Below are 14008 nucleotides of genomic sequence, written 5' to 3'. Positions count from 1 at the left end.
CCTAAGTCGATCCTAGAAGATGATGGCGATGTAGGGGATAGCGACGATGACGGCCACCCAATCCGAACGCGTGACGGCCGCGGTGATGATCATCGGCGACGAGATCCTGTCGGGCCGCACTCAGGACACCAACCTGTCGGCCATCGCCAAGTACCTTGCGACCTATGGCGTCGATCTGTGCGAAGCGCGAGTAGTGCCCGACGTCGAGCAGGAGATCATCGACGCGGTCAACGCCCTGCGCACCAAGTACGACTACGTCATCACCACGGGCGGCATCGGTCCGACCCATGACGACATCACCGCCGACTCGATCGCCAAGGCCTTTGGCGTCACCGCCCCCGAGCATCCCGAGATCATGGCCATGCTGCGCGAGCGCTGGGGCGAGCCGAACGCCGCGCGTCGTCGCATGGCCCACGTGCCCGAAGGCGGCAGCCTGGTGAAGAATCCTGTCCAGGGCCCGCCCGGCTTCCAGAAGGAGAACGTCTTCGTCCTGGCCGGTGTGCCGGCGATCATGCGTGGCATGCTGGAGGACGTGGGGCCGCGCTTGAAGACCGGGGCGGTGGTGCTGTCCAAGACGGTGCGCGTCACCGGTACGGGCGAGGGCGTGATCGCCGCGCCGCTGGAAGCGGTGGCGAAAGCCCATCCGGACATGTCGCTGGGCAGCTATCCGTTCTTCAGCCCGCCGGACGTCTATGGCGCCAACCTGGTGCTGCGCGGTCGCGACGCCGCCGAGCTGGATGCCGCCGTGGCCGAACTGATCGCGGCCCTGACCGAAGCCGGGGCCAAGAACATCGAGCTGTTGGCGAACCCGGCTTAGGGACGCCCGGGCCCTATTCGTCGTCGGCGATCGCCTTGGCCAGGTCGGCCAGGTGGCGGCGCATGCCGACCGAGGGGATCGCCACATAGGCGCGGGCCAGTTCCGGGCCGCCGGGGGTGGACCAGAAGTCGGCCATCTCGTTGGCGAGATCGGCGGCGGTGTTGTCGGCGCCTTCCGGATCGTCCAGGCCCTCGAAGAAGAAGCCGATCGGCGTCTTCAGGAACATGGCCGTCGCATGCAGCTTGCTGGCGCTGATGCGGTTGGCGCCGCCCTCATACTTCTGCACCTGCTGGAACGTCAGTCCCAGAGCGTCGGCCAGCGCTTGCTGGGAATAACCCAAATCCTTGCGCCGCATACGCAGCCGGCGCCCGACATGGACGTCGACGGGATCAGGGGTCTTGTCTTCAGCCATGGGTCAAGCACTCGAACGCAACAGAGGACGGACGATAGTCGTGCCCGACGATCGGGCAAGCCGTTCGTCGCGCCAGGAGCGACTTAGGCATACGAGACAGGATCAGCCAAACAGACCAATCGTCGCGCGCCGCAGCCTCACCTAGAAACCTCTGCAATTCTGGCGGGAGTCGAGCAATCGAGAAATCAATATTGCAGTTTTCGCGGTCGATTCAGCCGATGCGCGAAGTCTGTCGGCGGACTCTGCCAGGAGTAGCAGCCTTCCAAGGCGGGAAATCGTTTTCCGGTCGAGGGCCAGGTCGCGAAGGCCTGGTAGGGACGGTGGGACTCGAACCCACACGGATTACTCCAACGGATTTTAAGTCCGGCGCGTCTACCGTTCCGCCACGTCCCCGTCCCCCGTGCCGTAAGGGTTTTCGGGGCTAATCACAAGGCCGGGCCTTTCGCGAAAACCGGAACGATACGCGAACATCGGTGGGTGCGTGGGACGGTCGTGTCACAAAATCGACCACAGTACGTTCCCGTTTTGGTCCGGCGCGTCGTCCGCGCGCTCTCCGTGCGGAGGGCGTAGCGATGGGGCTTCACGCGATGAAGTGGGCGTTCAGCGCCCAGATCCGCCGTTCCGGCGCCAAGTTCGTCCTGCTCGCGCTCGCCGAGCACGCCAGCGACCGGGGGCCCGACGCCGGGACCTGCTTTCCGTCGATCAAGCGCCTCGCGGAATGGACCTCGCAAGGCGAGCGCACCATCGAGCGCCATTTGAGCTGGCTTATCGCCGAAGGCTGGATCAGCCGCGAGGTCCGGCCGGGGCGGCGTCGGAGCGACAGCGCGTATGTCTATGTGCTTCGCCGGGAGAAAACTGGCGACGTCGATGGCGAGTTTCCAGGCGACGACGGTGAAAAGACCGCCAGAACGACGGACGACCAGGGCGGCTCCAGCCGCCGTTCTGGCGGCGACCGCCCGCCAATTTCGACGGCGCCACCCGCCAAATTGGCGCCGCCCTATATAGAAGAACCGATCATTGAACCTTTCATTGAACCAGACGCGCGCGAGACGGCTGACGTCGAGACAGGCTTTGCCGAGTTTTGGTCGGCCTATCCCAGCAAGATCGAGGAGCGTGGCGCGCGGATCGCCTTCCGGCGGCTGGTCCAACGCGGCGAGGCCTCCATCGACGTTCTGATCGAGGGCGCCAAGCGCTATGCGGTCTTGGTGCTCGGCCGGGGCGCCCGGTACATCAAATCGCCCATCAACTGGTTGCGCGGCGGATGCTGGGCCGATGGCAGGCCCGCGTCCGGCTCGCTCGCCACGCGTTCGTCGGCGGAAGCGACGCACTTCGAAGGGCCGGCGGACATCTGGCGCGCCGTGGCCGAGAGGAAGGGCGTGGCCTGGGCCAGAAGCTATCTGGCGCCCTGCGCCTGGTCCGGTGCGATGCGCGCCCTGCGTCCCCGAACGGGCTTCGCCGCGCGCAAGCTCCGCGACGAACTCGGCCAGCTTCTGCGCGACCTGTCGATCTCGATCGTCGAGCCTACCGCCATGGCGGGGGCGCTGGATGTTTAGGGGAGGGGAGGGATGTTCTGACCGACAATCCGAGCAGGGAACGAGAAAAGCGGCCGATGCCCCACAATCCGATTTCTGAACCGGCAGCCGCGCGTCGGGAGGCCGTCCTCGCGGCGGCGAGAAAGGCTGGCTTGCTGAGCGGTCAATCCAGACGGATCGGCGCGAGGCTGGCGCTTCGGCTCGTCGAGGAAGCGAAGGGGAGGTCAGGCACTACGTCGACCACGCGGCTCCTGGAATACGCGCTAGCCAAGGTGGCGCTTGACGATGGCCTCGGCACGAGATGAGCCGTCCGGAAAGGGGGCAGCTCCGAGTGCTGTCGGTTTAGGTGCCCGTGTCGCTGTTTCATCTGGCGAACGAGATCAACTTCGCTGCAGAAAGCTCAAAAATGCTGATCGGTACGAACAAGAAGAAGGTCGCTGCTCGATTTTCTGATGCGTTTCGAACAATTTGTATGGCGTCTGTTAAGTTGCGATTCTTTATACATTTAATGCTATAAATAATAGCAAGTTTATCTAGCCGAATTTCGAGTCTACGTTTGTAACATTCTCGCTTATTCATTGACTCTTTGATTGCAAGTGAGGATGATTTGAACATGATCAAGTAGTTCTTTGACATGCTTTTCGGTAGGTCTGCGTAGTGTACGGAGGTCGATCCCGTGCATGAAAATTCGCAGATGATCGACATCTCGAAGCAGAATTTCCAATCCTCCACGCCTTCACCGCCCCGTGCGCGCAGCGTTGTGTCGTATCCCCCGATCTCCATCGCGAGGTCGCGCCTAAACACCGCCGCACTCCCATTGCCAATGGGGTTGCCGCTTGCAAGCTGACGGGTGGCGGGGCCAACAAACGCAACGCCACGCGCGCGTTGTATGACGCGGCCATTCTCGTCGGTTCGATCCGACAGGCCAAAGCTCAGGCCGGGCTTCCTAGGGTGAAGCTCCAGCAATTGAACCTGCTGCTCAATGTGCTCGGGTAGCCAGATATCGTCCGCGTCCAGCGGCGCGATGTACTTTCCTCGCGCCTTATGAATTCCCGCATTCCTGGCGGCCGCCACGCCGGAATTGTCTTGGCTTATGATGTGCAGGCGGGGCTCCGATCGAGCCAGGTCTTTCAATAAATCTAAAGTATTATCGGTTGAGCCGTCGTTTATAACTATTATTTCGATGTTATCGAAAATTTGGTTCTGAGCGCTGGCAATAGTTTTGATTATTGTACGAGAGGCGTTGTAAGCGGGTATAACGACGCTCACAAGCGGCCGGGCCTCCTGGCCTTCCGTCTCGGCGCCCTTGCCCGTCAGTTTCGGCTCCGCACCTGCCGGGGGCATCCGTTTCTCCGCCGTGCGCCGACCTGTCGCATCAAGATGGGGCGCAGCGCGCGATCCCATCCGCTCCCTTAGCAACCGCATAGTCCGAAGTCGGCGAATGCGTCAACAATCCCCAGGAAATCGGCAGGAAATCTAAAATGGAGGTTTCAGTCTATTCGCCATTCTGGATTTGATTTGGAGTTGTTAAGGTTGAAATTCAGGTGAAGCTCATGAATAGGTGGTCCCATGAGCATCAGCGTCTTAGTGGCCGGAGGGGCCGGTTTCATCGGGTCGCACCTCGTTGATCGTCTTCTGCGGCGGTCTGATGTCGAGCGGATCGAGATTGTCGACAATCTATGGACGGGGCGCAGGGAGAACCTGTCCCATATCGACGACCCGAGGGTCTCGCTGACGATCCAGGACATCGAGCGCGCCGACCTTGGTCGATATGACGAGATCTATCATCTGGCCTCTCCGGCCACGCCGCTCTCGTACATGGCGGAGCCCGTTCGCACGATATCGGCGAATGTCTGCGGCGCCATCCACATGCTCCGGGCCTTAAAGCCTGGTGGATTGATCTGCTACACGTCGACGTCCGAGGTTTACGGAGACGCCGAGGTCTCGCCCCAACCGGAGTCCTACCGAGGATCCGTCGATTGCACGGGTCCCCGCGCCTCCTACGACGAGTCAAAGCGCTGCACAGAGGCCTTGCTTCTGGAGGCGAGCCGGGTTCACGGCGTTCGGGTGAAGATCGCCCGCGTCTTCAACACCTTTGGTCCCCGCACGCGACCTGACGATGGTCGAGCGGTCTCCAACTTCATCGCCCAGGCGCTCCGAGGCGAACCCTTGACCGTCTATGGCGACGGCCAGCAGACGCGATGCTGGGGTTATGTGGATGACATCGTGGATGCTCTGGAGCGCTTCTTTTGGCGCGATGGCGTCGAGTTCCCAGGCCCGTTGAATATCGGAAACGACCGGCAAATCTCGGTGGCGGATGTCGCGCGCTACATCGCGGCCAATTACGGCGGACAAGCAGGGGTGAATTTCCTCCCCCCTGTTCCCCAGGATCCTGACAATCGGCTGCCAGACCTCGCCCTGGCGCGCGCGCATCTGGCCGGTTGGCGTTGCCAAGTTTCATATGAAGAGGGAATAGACCGGACGGTGGAATGGTTCCGGCGCGAGCTCGCCGCGACGTGTGATCCGCGTTCGGGCCTGCATAGGGTCGGCGGGATCGTTTGAGCTCCAACTGGCCTGACGGATCACTCCCAGCATGACATCCTTGGCGCCCAAACTGGTCAGCGTGGTCATCCCCGCTTACAACGCTGCGTCAACTCTGGACCGTACGCTCAAGTCGGTCTGTGATCAGACATACGCCGCGCTGGAAATTCTCGTTGTCGACGACGGGTCTCAAGATGAGACCGCCCAGATCGCTCATCGGTGGGCGGCGCGCGACGGCCGGGTTCGCCTCCTGACGCAGCCAAACAGCGGCGTAGCGGCGGCTCGTAATCTGGGCGTTGCGGAGGCCAAGGGCGATCTCATCGCGCCTGTCGACGCGGACGATCTATGGGCGCCGGAAAAGATCGAGAAGCAGCTGGCGGCCCTTGAGGCCTTGCCGGAAGCGGCGTTGGCTTACTGCTGGTTTGCCCTGATAGACGCTCATGACAAACCCATTAGGGGCAACTCCACGCCGACCTATAGCGGCGATGTCCTGCGCCATATCTGTCGGGGCAACTTCATTGGCAACGGCAGCGCGCCGCTTATTCGCAAGGCGGCGATACTAGAGGCGGGCGGCTATGACTCCAGTCTAAGAGCCCAGCGGGCTCAGGGCTGTGAGGACTACTTGCTCTACTATCGCATTGCGCGGAGCCACCCTTTCGCCTGTGTGCCGGAAGTTCTCCTGGGTTATCGGCAAACCCCCGACAACATGTCGGGGGACGTTCTGCAAATGCTCCGCTCATGGGACCTTGTGCGCGAAGAAATGCTGCGCGAGTCAGGTTCGCAAAAGCGCGATATCAAGGCTGCGGACGCGAGTCTGAAGATCTGGCTTTTCGCTCGGGCCGTGTCGGCGCGACGCTTCGATGCGGCCAGCAAGATTGCTCAGGGCCTCCTGCGATCGGCTCCGTCTCTCTTGCTCTGGTTCTTGGCGAAGAGAGCCCTTGGTCGCATCCTGCGGCCATTGCGGGGCCTTCGGTCCAAGACCGCGTGGCCTCTAGGGAGGTCGACATAAGCGATTTCGGCAAAGCGCCCTCCCTCGCATGGCTAGAGGCGATACGGCCGCTTTTGCGGCTGAACGCGCGCGAGGTCGGCCTTCTGCCTCTGGTTCTTCTGTTGGGCGTCGCCGCGTCACTCGCCGAGAGCCTCGGGATCAGCTTCGTCGTCGTCTTTCTCTACGTCGCGATCGGCGATGGCGCCGGGGCTTCTGGCTCGGCGAACCCTCTTCTTCGCGAGGCCATGGCCCTCACCCACGGATTGGGCGGAGGGGCCGCCGCCATTATCGGCCTGATCCTGGTCTTCATGCTGGCCCGGATACTGTTCACGCTCGCCTACAACCTCGTCACGAGCCGCATCAGAAACAGGATCAGCCAGAAGACGCGTGAGGAAATATACCGGCAGTATCTGACGGTGTCGTATCAGGACATCGCAAGATCCCGCAGGGGAGACCTTATCAACACGTTGGCCACCGAAAGCTTCGTGGCCGCTGAAGCCTATTTCTGCGCCGCTCAGATTGGCATCAGTCTCGGCGCGGCTTTGGTGTTCTGCGCGTTCCTGTGCGTTCTCTCATGGCAGATCGCCGTGATCGCGCTGCCCACGGCTCTGCTGGTGTTGTTGGCCGTGCGCCTCATATCGTTCAGGACCCGTCGTCTGGACGAGACGATTTCTCAGTCCTACCGCAACCTCTCTGGCCAGATGGTTTCGGCCATTCATGGCATGAAGACCTTGCGAGTCTTCGCTTTGGAAAAGCGATATGAGGCGTCCTTCAAGGAGGCGTCCGGCGAGGCGCGCCGATCCGCGGTGGCCGCCGAACAGCTACGCGCGATGCTCTATCCGTTGGGCGAGATCAGCTATCTGGTCTTGCTCGGCGCGATAGCTCTTGCCGGTGGACGCCTGGGCATAACGACCTCCGTCATCATCGGATCGGTGGCGCTTCTGTACCGACTCCAGCCGCATCTCCGGGAGCTCGAGCAAAGTCTGATGCGCTTGCTTGAGATCCGCTCCGTACTCACAAGGCTCAGTGACGCTGTAGGAGGTATCGGCAGGCGATATCCGGAGCCGGGGCGCTTGTCTTATGCCGGCTTTCAAGAGGACGTATCTTTCGAGGGCGTGACGTTTCGCTATCCCGGCGCCGAAGAAGACGCTCTGCGCGAGGTCGGGTTTTCGATCCGGCGCGGCGAGGTGACAGCTTTGGCCGGGCCTAGCGGCGCCGGCAAGACCACGATCGTCAACCTGCTGATGCGTCTTTACGATCTGCAGGCTGGCGTTATCCGGGCGGACGGGACGCCTCTCACCGAGATCAAGCGCGAGGACTGGCTGTGTCGTATCGCCGTGGCAGGCCAGGATGTCGAGCTGATGGACGACACGGTCGTCGAGAACATCCGCCTTGCAAGGCCCGACGCCAGTTTCGAGGACGTGCGGCGCGCCGCGGCGGATGCGGGCGCGCTAGAGTTTATTGAAGCCCTGCCGGACGGCTTCGACCAGTGGATCGGAGAAGGTGGCTCCAGCCTATCGGGGGGGCAACGTCAGCGCTTGGGACTCGCCAGGGCTCTGCTGGCGGAGCCTGATATCCTGGTGCTTGATGAAGCCCTGAATGCGGTGGACGGCGCGCTCGAGGACAGGATTCGAGAGGCGGTGATCGCCCGTTTCCGCGAACGCGGCGCCGTATTGCTGATTACCCACCGTCTGGACAGCCTGCTGGACGCCGACCGCGTTGTCTGCCTCGATCACGGGCGTGTCGTGGAGGATGGCGCGCCCAGAGCACTGCTCGCCAGGCCAGGCCCATTCAGTCGCATGTTGGGGCGAAGCGCTTAATCTAAGTCTCGAGCAACGCCACCCGAACGTCGCTTTGCCGGACGCGCACCATCCGTGTTTGGCTTGGATGAGTTTGGCTTGGTCGCGCCCATCGGTCGCGAGGGCCTGGCGGGATTGCTGCATCCGGGCTGGAGACGATTGCCTGCCGCTGGAGGTGGCTCGGTTTTGAGTTTGAGGACAGCGTTAGCGGGTCGCGTTGGTCAGTTTCAATGGGGTGGAGCCGGACTGTATTGAGTCGTCGCTACAGTGCGGAGGCCTTGACAGCGCGGCGCGAACGCCGATGGACGTCCGATCAATAGATCTTGGATGGTTCGATAATGATACCGCTCAGACAAGTTATCGTTGTCGCAAGTGGAACAGAGCCGCGAAGTTCTTTTCGTCTGAAACGTGCATTTTATCACAATTCGCGGGCGAAAAGGATGATTTTTAGACTTAACGAGCCTGCCCGCCATGCGTGTGGGCGCCTGCCAATAGGGCTTCGGGTGTCGCCAGATCGCGCAAAAAAACATCTGATCGCGAAAAAAGGTTGGTTAACAACCCACGCGAGCGGTTGTTCGATGAGCGTCGATTTAGTAAAGGCTTTCTAAATCATCGGGCAAAGACCCGGACGCAGAGACTGGTGGGGACCACGTGCTGATCGTATCTAATCCGACAGCGGAACAGCTATCGCGCGCCGTGCAGGCGTCGCCGGTCGCGAAGGATCCGCTTAAGCGAGCGATGGACATCCTGGTGGCGGGGGGCGCGTTGCTCTTTTTCGCGCCGCTGCTCGCGCTCGTCGCCGTCCTGATCAAGCTGGAGTCGCCGGGTCCGGTGCTCTTCCGCCAATCGCGGGGCGGCCTGAATGGCCAGGCCTTCACGATCTTCAAGTTCCGCTCGATGCGGTGCCAGGAGAACGGCTCCAAGGTCGTCCAGGCCAAGCGCGACGACGACCGGATCACCACGGTCGGCCGGATCATCCGCAAGACCAGCATCGACGAGCTGCCGCAGCTGCTGAACGTCCTGCGCGGCGACATGTCGATCGTCGGGCCGCGTCCTCACGCCCTGGCGCACGACGAGCACTACGGCGCCCAGATCGCCAACTATCACCTGCGCTTCCGCGCGCGTCCCGGCCTGACGGGCCTGGCGCAGATCAAGGGTCTTCGCGGCGGCACCACCGAGGTGGAAGCCATGGCCGCGCGCATCGACGCCGATAACGAGTATATCGAACGCTGGACGCTGAGCGGCGACATCAAGATCCTTCTGATGACGGTGCCGCACCTCCTGATGGCTGAAAACGCCTACTAGGCGCTAAGCCGTGATGGCGGGCGCCATCACGGTCGGGGGAATAGCATGCAAAGCGTATTGGTAACCGGCGGCGCGGGCTATGTCGGCTCGCACTGCTGTATGGCCTTGGCCGAGGCGGGGTTTAGACCCGTCGTGTTCGATGACCTCTCCAACGGCCATCGCGAGCACGTCCAGTGGGGACCGCTAGAGCTCGGCGACATCCGGGACGCCGCGCGTCTGGACGCGGTGTTCGCCGCCCACGCGCCCGTGGCCGTCCTGCACTTCGCCGCCCGCATCGAGGTCGGCGAGTCGGTGAGGAATCCCGGCGCCTTCTTCGACAACAATGTCGGCGGCGCAATTACCCTGATCGAGGCCGCTCGCCGCGCCGGCGTCAACGCCATAGTCTTCTCCTCGACCTGCGCCACCTTCGGCGATCCCGTGAGCTTGCCGATGGCCGAGAGCCATCCTCAAGCGCCGCTGAATCCCTATGGCCGCAGCAAGCTGATGGTCGAGCAGGCCCTGGCCGACTACGACCGCTATGTCGGCTTCCGCAGCGCCGTGATGCGCTACTTCAACGCCGCCGGCGCAGATCCTGAGGGCCGCATCGGCGAATGGCATGAGCCAGAGACCCACGCCATTCCGCTGGCGATCCAGGTGGCTCTGGGCCAACGGTCTCACTTCACGATCTTCGGCGACGACTACGACACGCGCGACGGCACCGCGGTGCGCGACTACGTACACGTCCTAGACCTGGCTGACGCCCATGTGGCCGCCTTGAAGCGCCTACTGGCCGGCGGATCGTCCGAGGCGTTCAACCTCGGCACGGGGACCGGCACGACGGTGCGCGAGCTGGTCGATGGCGTTGGACGCGTCACGGGCAAGCCGTTGCCGTTGCAGATGGCGCCGCGCCGGCCGGGCGACGCGCCGATCCTTGTCGGCGACAACGCCAAGGCGCGCGAGAAGCTGGCCTGGTCGCCGTCTCGCGATCTCGACACCATCCTCTCCAGCGCCTGGCGCTGGCACCGAGAACAGGTCGTCAAATAATGGCGATACAGACACTCAATTGCCTCAACAAGACGAGCGCTGACGCTTGGCGTCGCTCAAATCAGATCAGGAAGCATCGATGCGCGTAGCGATGATTGGCACGGGTTATGTGGGCCTGGTGTCTGGGGCGTGTTTCGCCGACTTCGGTCACGTGGTGACGTGCATCGACAAGGACCCCCGAAAGATCGAGCGGCTTGAGCGGGGCGAGATCCCGATCTTCGAGCCGGGGCTGGATGACCTGGTGGCCCGCAATGTGCGTGAAGGCCGCCTGTTCTTCACGCTGGACGGCGCCCAGGCGATCAAGGACGCCGACGCGGTGTTCATCGCGGTCGGTACGCCGACCCGTCGCGGCGATGGCCATGCGGACCTGTCCTACGTCTATGCCGCGGCCGAGGAGATCGCCGGCCTGATCGACGGCTTCACCGTCGTGGTGACCAAGTCGACCGTGCCGGTGGGCACCGGCGACGAGGTCGAGGCGATCATCAAGAAGGTCCGTCCCGACGCCCAGTTCGCCGTGGTGTCGAACCCCGAGTTCCTGCGCGAGGGCGCGGCGATCGAGGACTTCAAGCGTCCCGATCGCGTGGTCGTGGGCACCGACGACGAGCGGGCCCAGGCGGTGATGCGCGACCTCTACCGTCCGCTGTCGCTGAACGAGACCCCGATCGTCTTCACGGGCCGTCGGACCAGCGAGCTGATCAAGTACGCGGCCAACGCCTTCCTGGCGATGAAGATCACCTTCATCAACGAGATGGCCGACCTCTGCGAAAAGGTCGGGGCCGACGTCCAGTCGGTGGCCAAGGGCATTGGCCTTGATAAGCGGATCGGATCGAAGTTCCTGAACGCTGGTCCCGGCTATGGCGGCAGCTGCTTTCCCAAGGACACCATCGCTCTCGTCAAGACCGCCCAGCAATACGGCGCGCCGACCCGGCTGATCGAGACCACGGTCGAGGTCAACGACGCCCGCAAGAAAGCCATGGCCACGAAGGTCGCCGACGCCATCGGCTCGACCGACCTGTCGGGCAAGACGATCGGCGTGCTGGGCGTGACCTTCAAGCCCAACACCGACGACATGCGCGACGCGCCCAGCCTCGACATCCTGCCGGCCCTGCAGGCCATGGGCGCCAAGGTCCAGGCCTTCGATCCGGAAGGCGCCAAGGAAGCCGCGCACATGCTTGAGGGCGTTGAGTTCAAGGCCGGCGCCTATGAAGCCGCCGAGGGCGCCGACGCCCTGGTCATCCTGACCGAATGGGATCAGTTCCGCGCCCTGGACCTGGACCGTCTGAAGCTGCTGCTGAAGGCTCCGGTCGTGGTCGACCTGCGCAACGTCTACAAGCCCGCCGAGATGGTTCGGCACGGTTTCACCTACGCCAGCATTGGGCGCGGCTAGCTATGTTACGAGTGCTTCTGATCACAGAGCCATCAGGTGGGGGCTCTGGACGTCACGTCGTTGATCTAGCTGAGGGCCTATGCGCCCTAGGTCACGAAGTCTCTGTAATATACTCTTCAACTCGCGCTGAGCCACGCTTTAACAGCGAGCTACACGCGTTGCCTCTCCGTTCGATTCGAGACCTACCAATGAAGCGGTCCGTTGGGCCGTGGGACCTAGGCGCGGCATATCGCCTTGCGCAAATGATACGTAAATCGGGTCCGTTCGATATTGTGCATGCCCATAGCTCAAAAGCGGGAGCGTTGCTTCGATTGGTGGCTCCCCGTGGCAGCACGCGAATTTATACTCCTCATGCCTTCAGAACTATGGACCCAACAATGGGGGCAAAGGGGCGCGTCGTTTTCGGCACTATTGAGGCTATTTTGGCTCGATACTTTACCGACGCCTTGATCGCGGTGGCGCCAGAAGAAGTCCAACACGCTCATTCGCTGGGCGTTCCTCCCGACAAGATACATCTTGTAGTCAACGGGGTTACGCCAGCCCGCGAAATTGATCGAGAGGCTGCGCGCTCCGAACTTGGTATCGCGCCGGGCGAGCTTGCTGTTGGGTTCGTTGGGCGTCTAGCGGACCAAAAAGATCCTCTTCGCTTTGCTCAGGCTTTGAAAATTGCCCGCGAGTCCAACTCACGGCTCCGAGGCATAATCCTCGGGAGCGGAGAACTGGCGTCAGCGGTCAAGTCAGCCGGCGGTGATGCTGTGACTATTTTTGAGGGCTGCAACGCGAGGGATTTTCTTCCGGCCTTCGATCTATTCGCTATGACCAGCAAGTATGAGGCGATGCCGTACGTCCTGCTCGAGGCATTGCAAGCGGGTTTGCCGATCGTTTCTACGCAGGTCGGCGGAGTGTCGATAACAGTACGAAATGGTGAGAACGGATTCGTGGTCCCGGTTAGCGCGTCTCCGGAAGAGCTAGTAGGGGCAATCTTGAGCGCTGCGGCCGACGAGCAGCGTAAAAAATTCGCCGCCGTTTCAAGCGAAATGGCGTCGCAATTTGGTGCTGATAAAATGGCGAAAGAAACCAATGCGGTTTATAGCAGCGCTATTCGGGCCAGGGCCAAGTCATGACTGTCAATTTAGTCGTAAATGCACGTTTTGCGACACGACAGCTATCGGGCGTCGATCGGGTCGCGGTGGAGCTGACTAAGGCGCTACTAGCGCTAGGCAGCGAGGGCGTGTCCCTGAGCGCAACGGGCCCAAATGCTGACGTGGTTACGCCGCTTCCCATTAACATCGAACGTGGCAGATTCCGGGGGCATATCTGGGAGCAGATCGAGCTGCCTATCAGGCACTCGAAGGACTACTTGCTGAATTTATGCAATACAGGTCCGGCTGCCTTCAGAAATCAAGCCGTAATAATTCACGATGCTCAAACATATCTGGAGCCAGGCGCCTATTCTTGGGCGTTCCGGTCTTGGTATAAATTGTTACTTCCGAGGTTGGCGCGCCGAGCGCAATTGGTATTAACTATTTCCGAATATTCTCGAGCGAAACTCGAACAGTTTGGTGTAATTCCGCCGGGTAAAGCTCGGATCTTGCCAAATGGCGCTGATCATATTCTCTCCATCGAGTCTGATCCTAATACGCTTGCGCGCTATGGGCTCGAGAGGGGGGCTACCTTCTCGCGATTGGCAATCTTAGCCCCCACAAGAACTTGGCGATGTTGATGCGAGCTGCAGCGGACCGTCCTGCAGGTGCTCCACCTCTAATTGTCGCGGGGGGCGGTAATAGTCGCGTGTTTGCGGATGCAGGCCTTAGTCCACCGCCTGGCGTCCGCCTTATTGGTCGGGTTTCTGATGAAGAGCTTCGTTCGCTTTATACAAATGCAATAGCATTCGTATTCCCCTCTCTTACCGAGGGGTTTGGATTGCCGCCCCTAGAAGCGATGCTTTGTGATTGTCCCGCCATCGTTTCGAGCGCTGCGGCAATACCGGAGGTCTGTGGCGAGGCGGCTCTCTATGTAGATCCGCAGGACCAGGCAGCATGGACACGGGCGATGATTGACATTGCTCAATCGGCTGATCGCCGTGAGGCGCTGATTGTGGCGGGGCGAGAAAGGGCGGGCCAGTTCACTTGGGATAGGTCAGCGAGGCTTCTTCTAAAGTATCTGGAAGAGGTTACTGAATAATACAATGTTTGTATTTGCTC

The 14008-nt window shown here is 61.6% G+C and carries 13 protein-coding genes and 1 tRNA gene; 11 read left to right on the top strand and 3 right to left on the bottom strand.

Annotation, left to right across the window (positions count from 1 at the left end; translation table 11 throughout):
- The first annotated feature begins 46 nt into the window (after nt 1-46).
- Nucleotides 47-817 carry a competence/damage-inducible protein A gene (locus CSW59_RS00560; protein WP_099442210.1) on the top strand — a complete coding sequence of 257 codons (771 nt, stop codon included), beginning with the start codon at nt 47-49 and terminating at the stop codon, nt 815-817.
- 13 nt (nt 818-830) lie between these two features.
- On the opposite strand, the gene CSW59_RS00555 is transcribed toward CSW59_RS00560, so the two are convergent.
- The gene (locus CSW59_RS00555; RefSeq protein ID WP_099442209.1) at nt 831-1229 is read right to left on the bottom strand and encodes a helix-turn-helix domain-containing protein; all 399 of its coding nucleotides are present in this window, start codon (nt 1227-1229) and stop codon (nt 831-833) included.
- Nucleotides 1230-1538: 309 nt separating this feature from the next.
- Nucleotides 1539-1622 (bottom strand) — tRNA-Leu (locus CSW59_RS00550).
- 179 nt (nt 1623-1801) lie between these two features.
- Here CSW59_RS00550 and CSW59_RS00545 point away from each other — a divergent pair.
- Nucleotides 1802-2782 carry a helix-turn-helix domain-containing protein gene (locus CSW59_RS00545; protein ID WP_099442208.1) on the top strand — a complete coding sequence of 327 codons (981 nt, stop codon included), beginning with the start codon at nt 1802-1804 and terminating at the stop codon, nt 2780-2782.
- Nucleotides 2783-3124: 342 nt separating this feature from the next.
- On the opposite strand, the gene CSW59_RS00535 is transcribed toward CSW59_RS00545, so the two are convergent.
- Entirely contained in the window at nt 3125-4105 is a 981-nt protein-coding gene (locus CSW59_RS00535; protein WP_161495004.1) for a glycosyltransferase family 2 protein, read from the bottom strand.
- A 225-nt stretch (nt 4106-4330) separates the two neighbouring features.
- On the opposite strand from CSW59_RS00535, the gene CSW59_RS00530 reads away from it, so the two are divergent.
- The 9 genes from CSW59_RS00530 (at nt 4331) to CSW59_RS21680 (ending at nt 13988) form a co-directional block, all read left to right on the top strand.
- Nucleotides 4331-5323: an NAD-dependent epimerase/dehydratase family protein gene (locus CSW59_RS00530; RefSeq protein WP_099442205.1), complete on the top strand. Its 993-nt coding sequence runs from the start codon at nt 4331-4333 to the stop codon at nt 5321-5323.
- A gap of 40 nt (nt 5324-5363) precedes the next feature.
- Complete coding sequence (locus CSW59_RS00525; RefSeq protein ID WP_161495003.1) at nt 5364-6311, top strand: glycosyltransferase family A protein; 948 nt, start codon at nt 5364-5366, stop codon at nt 6309-6311.
- 53 nt (nt 6312-6364) lie between these two features.
- Complete coding sequence (locus CSW59_RS00520; protein WP_161495002.1) at nt 6365-8110, top strand: ABC transporter ATP-binding protein; 1746 nt, start codon at nt 6365-6367, stop codon at nt 8108-8110.
- A 630-nt stretch (nt 8111-8740) separates the two neighbouring features.
- Nucleotides 8741-9394, top strand: a complete 654-nt coding sequence (locus CSW59_RS00515) for an exopolysaccharide biosynthesis polyprenyl glycosylphosphotransferase (protein ID WP_099442202.1) — start codon at nt 8741-8743, stop codon at nt 9392-9394.
- 45 nt (nt 9395-9439) lie between these two features.
- A complete protein-coding gene (gene galE, locus CSW59_RS00510) occupies nt 9440-10417 on the top strand; it encodes a UDP-glucose 4-epimerase GalE (RefSeq protein WP_099442201.1) in 978 nt (325 codons plus the stop codon).
- Between the two features lie 79 nt (nt 10418-10496).
- The gene (locus CSW59_RS00505) at nt 10497-11804 is read left to right on the top strand and encodes a UDP-glucose/GDP-mannose dehydrogenase family protein (protein WP_099442200.1); all 1308 of its coding nucleotides are present in this window, start codon (nt 10497-10499) and stop codon (nt 11802-11804) included.
- A 2-nt stretch (nt 11805-11806) separates the two neighbouring features.
- On the top strand, nt 11807-12928 hold the full coding sequence (locus CSW59_RS00500) for a glycosyltransferase (protein ID WP_099442199.1): 1122 nt from the start codon (nt 11807-11809) through the stop codon (nt 12926-12928).
- On the top strand, nt 12925-13527 hold the full coding sequence (locus CSW59_RS21685) for a glycosyltransferase (protein ID WP_099442198.1): 603 nt from the start codon (nt 12925-12927) through the stop codon (nt 13525-13527). Before CSW59_RS00500 ends, CSW59_RS21685 begins: the two co-directional genes overlap by 4 nt.
- A complete protein-coding gene (locus CSW59_RS21680) occupies nt 13488-13988 on the top strand; it encodes a glycosyltransferase family 4 protein (RefSeq protein WP_369825728.1) in 501 nt (166 codons plus the stop codon). Before CSW59_RS21685 ends, CSW59_RS21680 begins: the two co-directional genes overlap by 40 nt.
- Nucleotides 13989-14008: the final 20 nt, after the last annotated feature.

This window comes from Caulobacter sp. BP25 (assembly GCF_002737755.1).
Taxonomy (GTDB): domain Bacteria; phylum Pseudomonadota; class Alphaproteobacteria; order Caulobacterales; family Caulobacteraceae; genus Caulobacter.
The sequence above is the reverse complement of the archived record's forward strand: the minus strand, read 5'-3'. Positions and strand labels throughout refer to the sequence as shown.

Excerpts from the sequence above, each read along its gene's own strand:
- CSW59_RS21685 (WP_099442198.1), top strand. The coding sequence starts at position 12,925 with ATGACTGTCAATTTAGTCGTAAATGCACGTTTTGCGACACGACAGCTA.
- CSW59_RS00555 (WP_099442209.1), bottom strand. The coding sequence starts at position 1,229 with ATGGCTGAAGACAAGACCCCTGATCCCGTCGACGTCCATGTCGGGCGC.
- galE (WP_099442201.1), top strand. The coding sequence starts at position 9,440 with ATGCAAAGCGTATTGGTAACCGGCGGCGCGGGCTATGTCGGCTCGCAC.
- CSW59_RS00535 (WP_161495004.1), bottom strand. The coding sequence starts at position 4,105 with ATGCCCCCGGCAGGTGCGGAGCCGAAACTGACGGGCAAGGGCGCCGAG.
- CSW59_RS00505 (WP_099442200.1), top strand. The coding sequence starts at position 10,497 with ATGCGCGTAGCGATGATTGGCACGGGTTATGTGGGCCTGGTGTCTGGG.
- CSW59_RS00560 (WP_099442210.1), top strand. The coding sequence starts at position 47 with ATGACGGCCACCCAATCCGAACGCGTGACGGCCGCGGTGATGATCATC.
- CSW59_RS00545 (WP_099442208.1), top strand. The coding sequence starts at position 1,802 with ATGGGGCTTCACGCGATGAAGTGGGCGTTCAGCGCCCAGATCCGCCGT.
- CSW59_RS00530 (WP_099442205.1), top strand. The coding sequence starts at position 4,331 with ATGAGCATCAGCGTCTTAGTGGCCGGAGGGGCCGGTTTCATCGGGTCG.
- CSW59_RS00500 (WP_099442199.1), top strand. The coding sequence starts at position 11,807 with ATGTTACGAGTGCTTCTGATCACAGAGCCATCAGGTGGGGGCTCTGGA.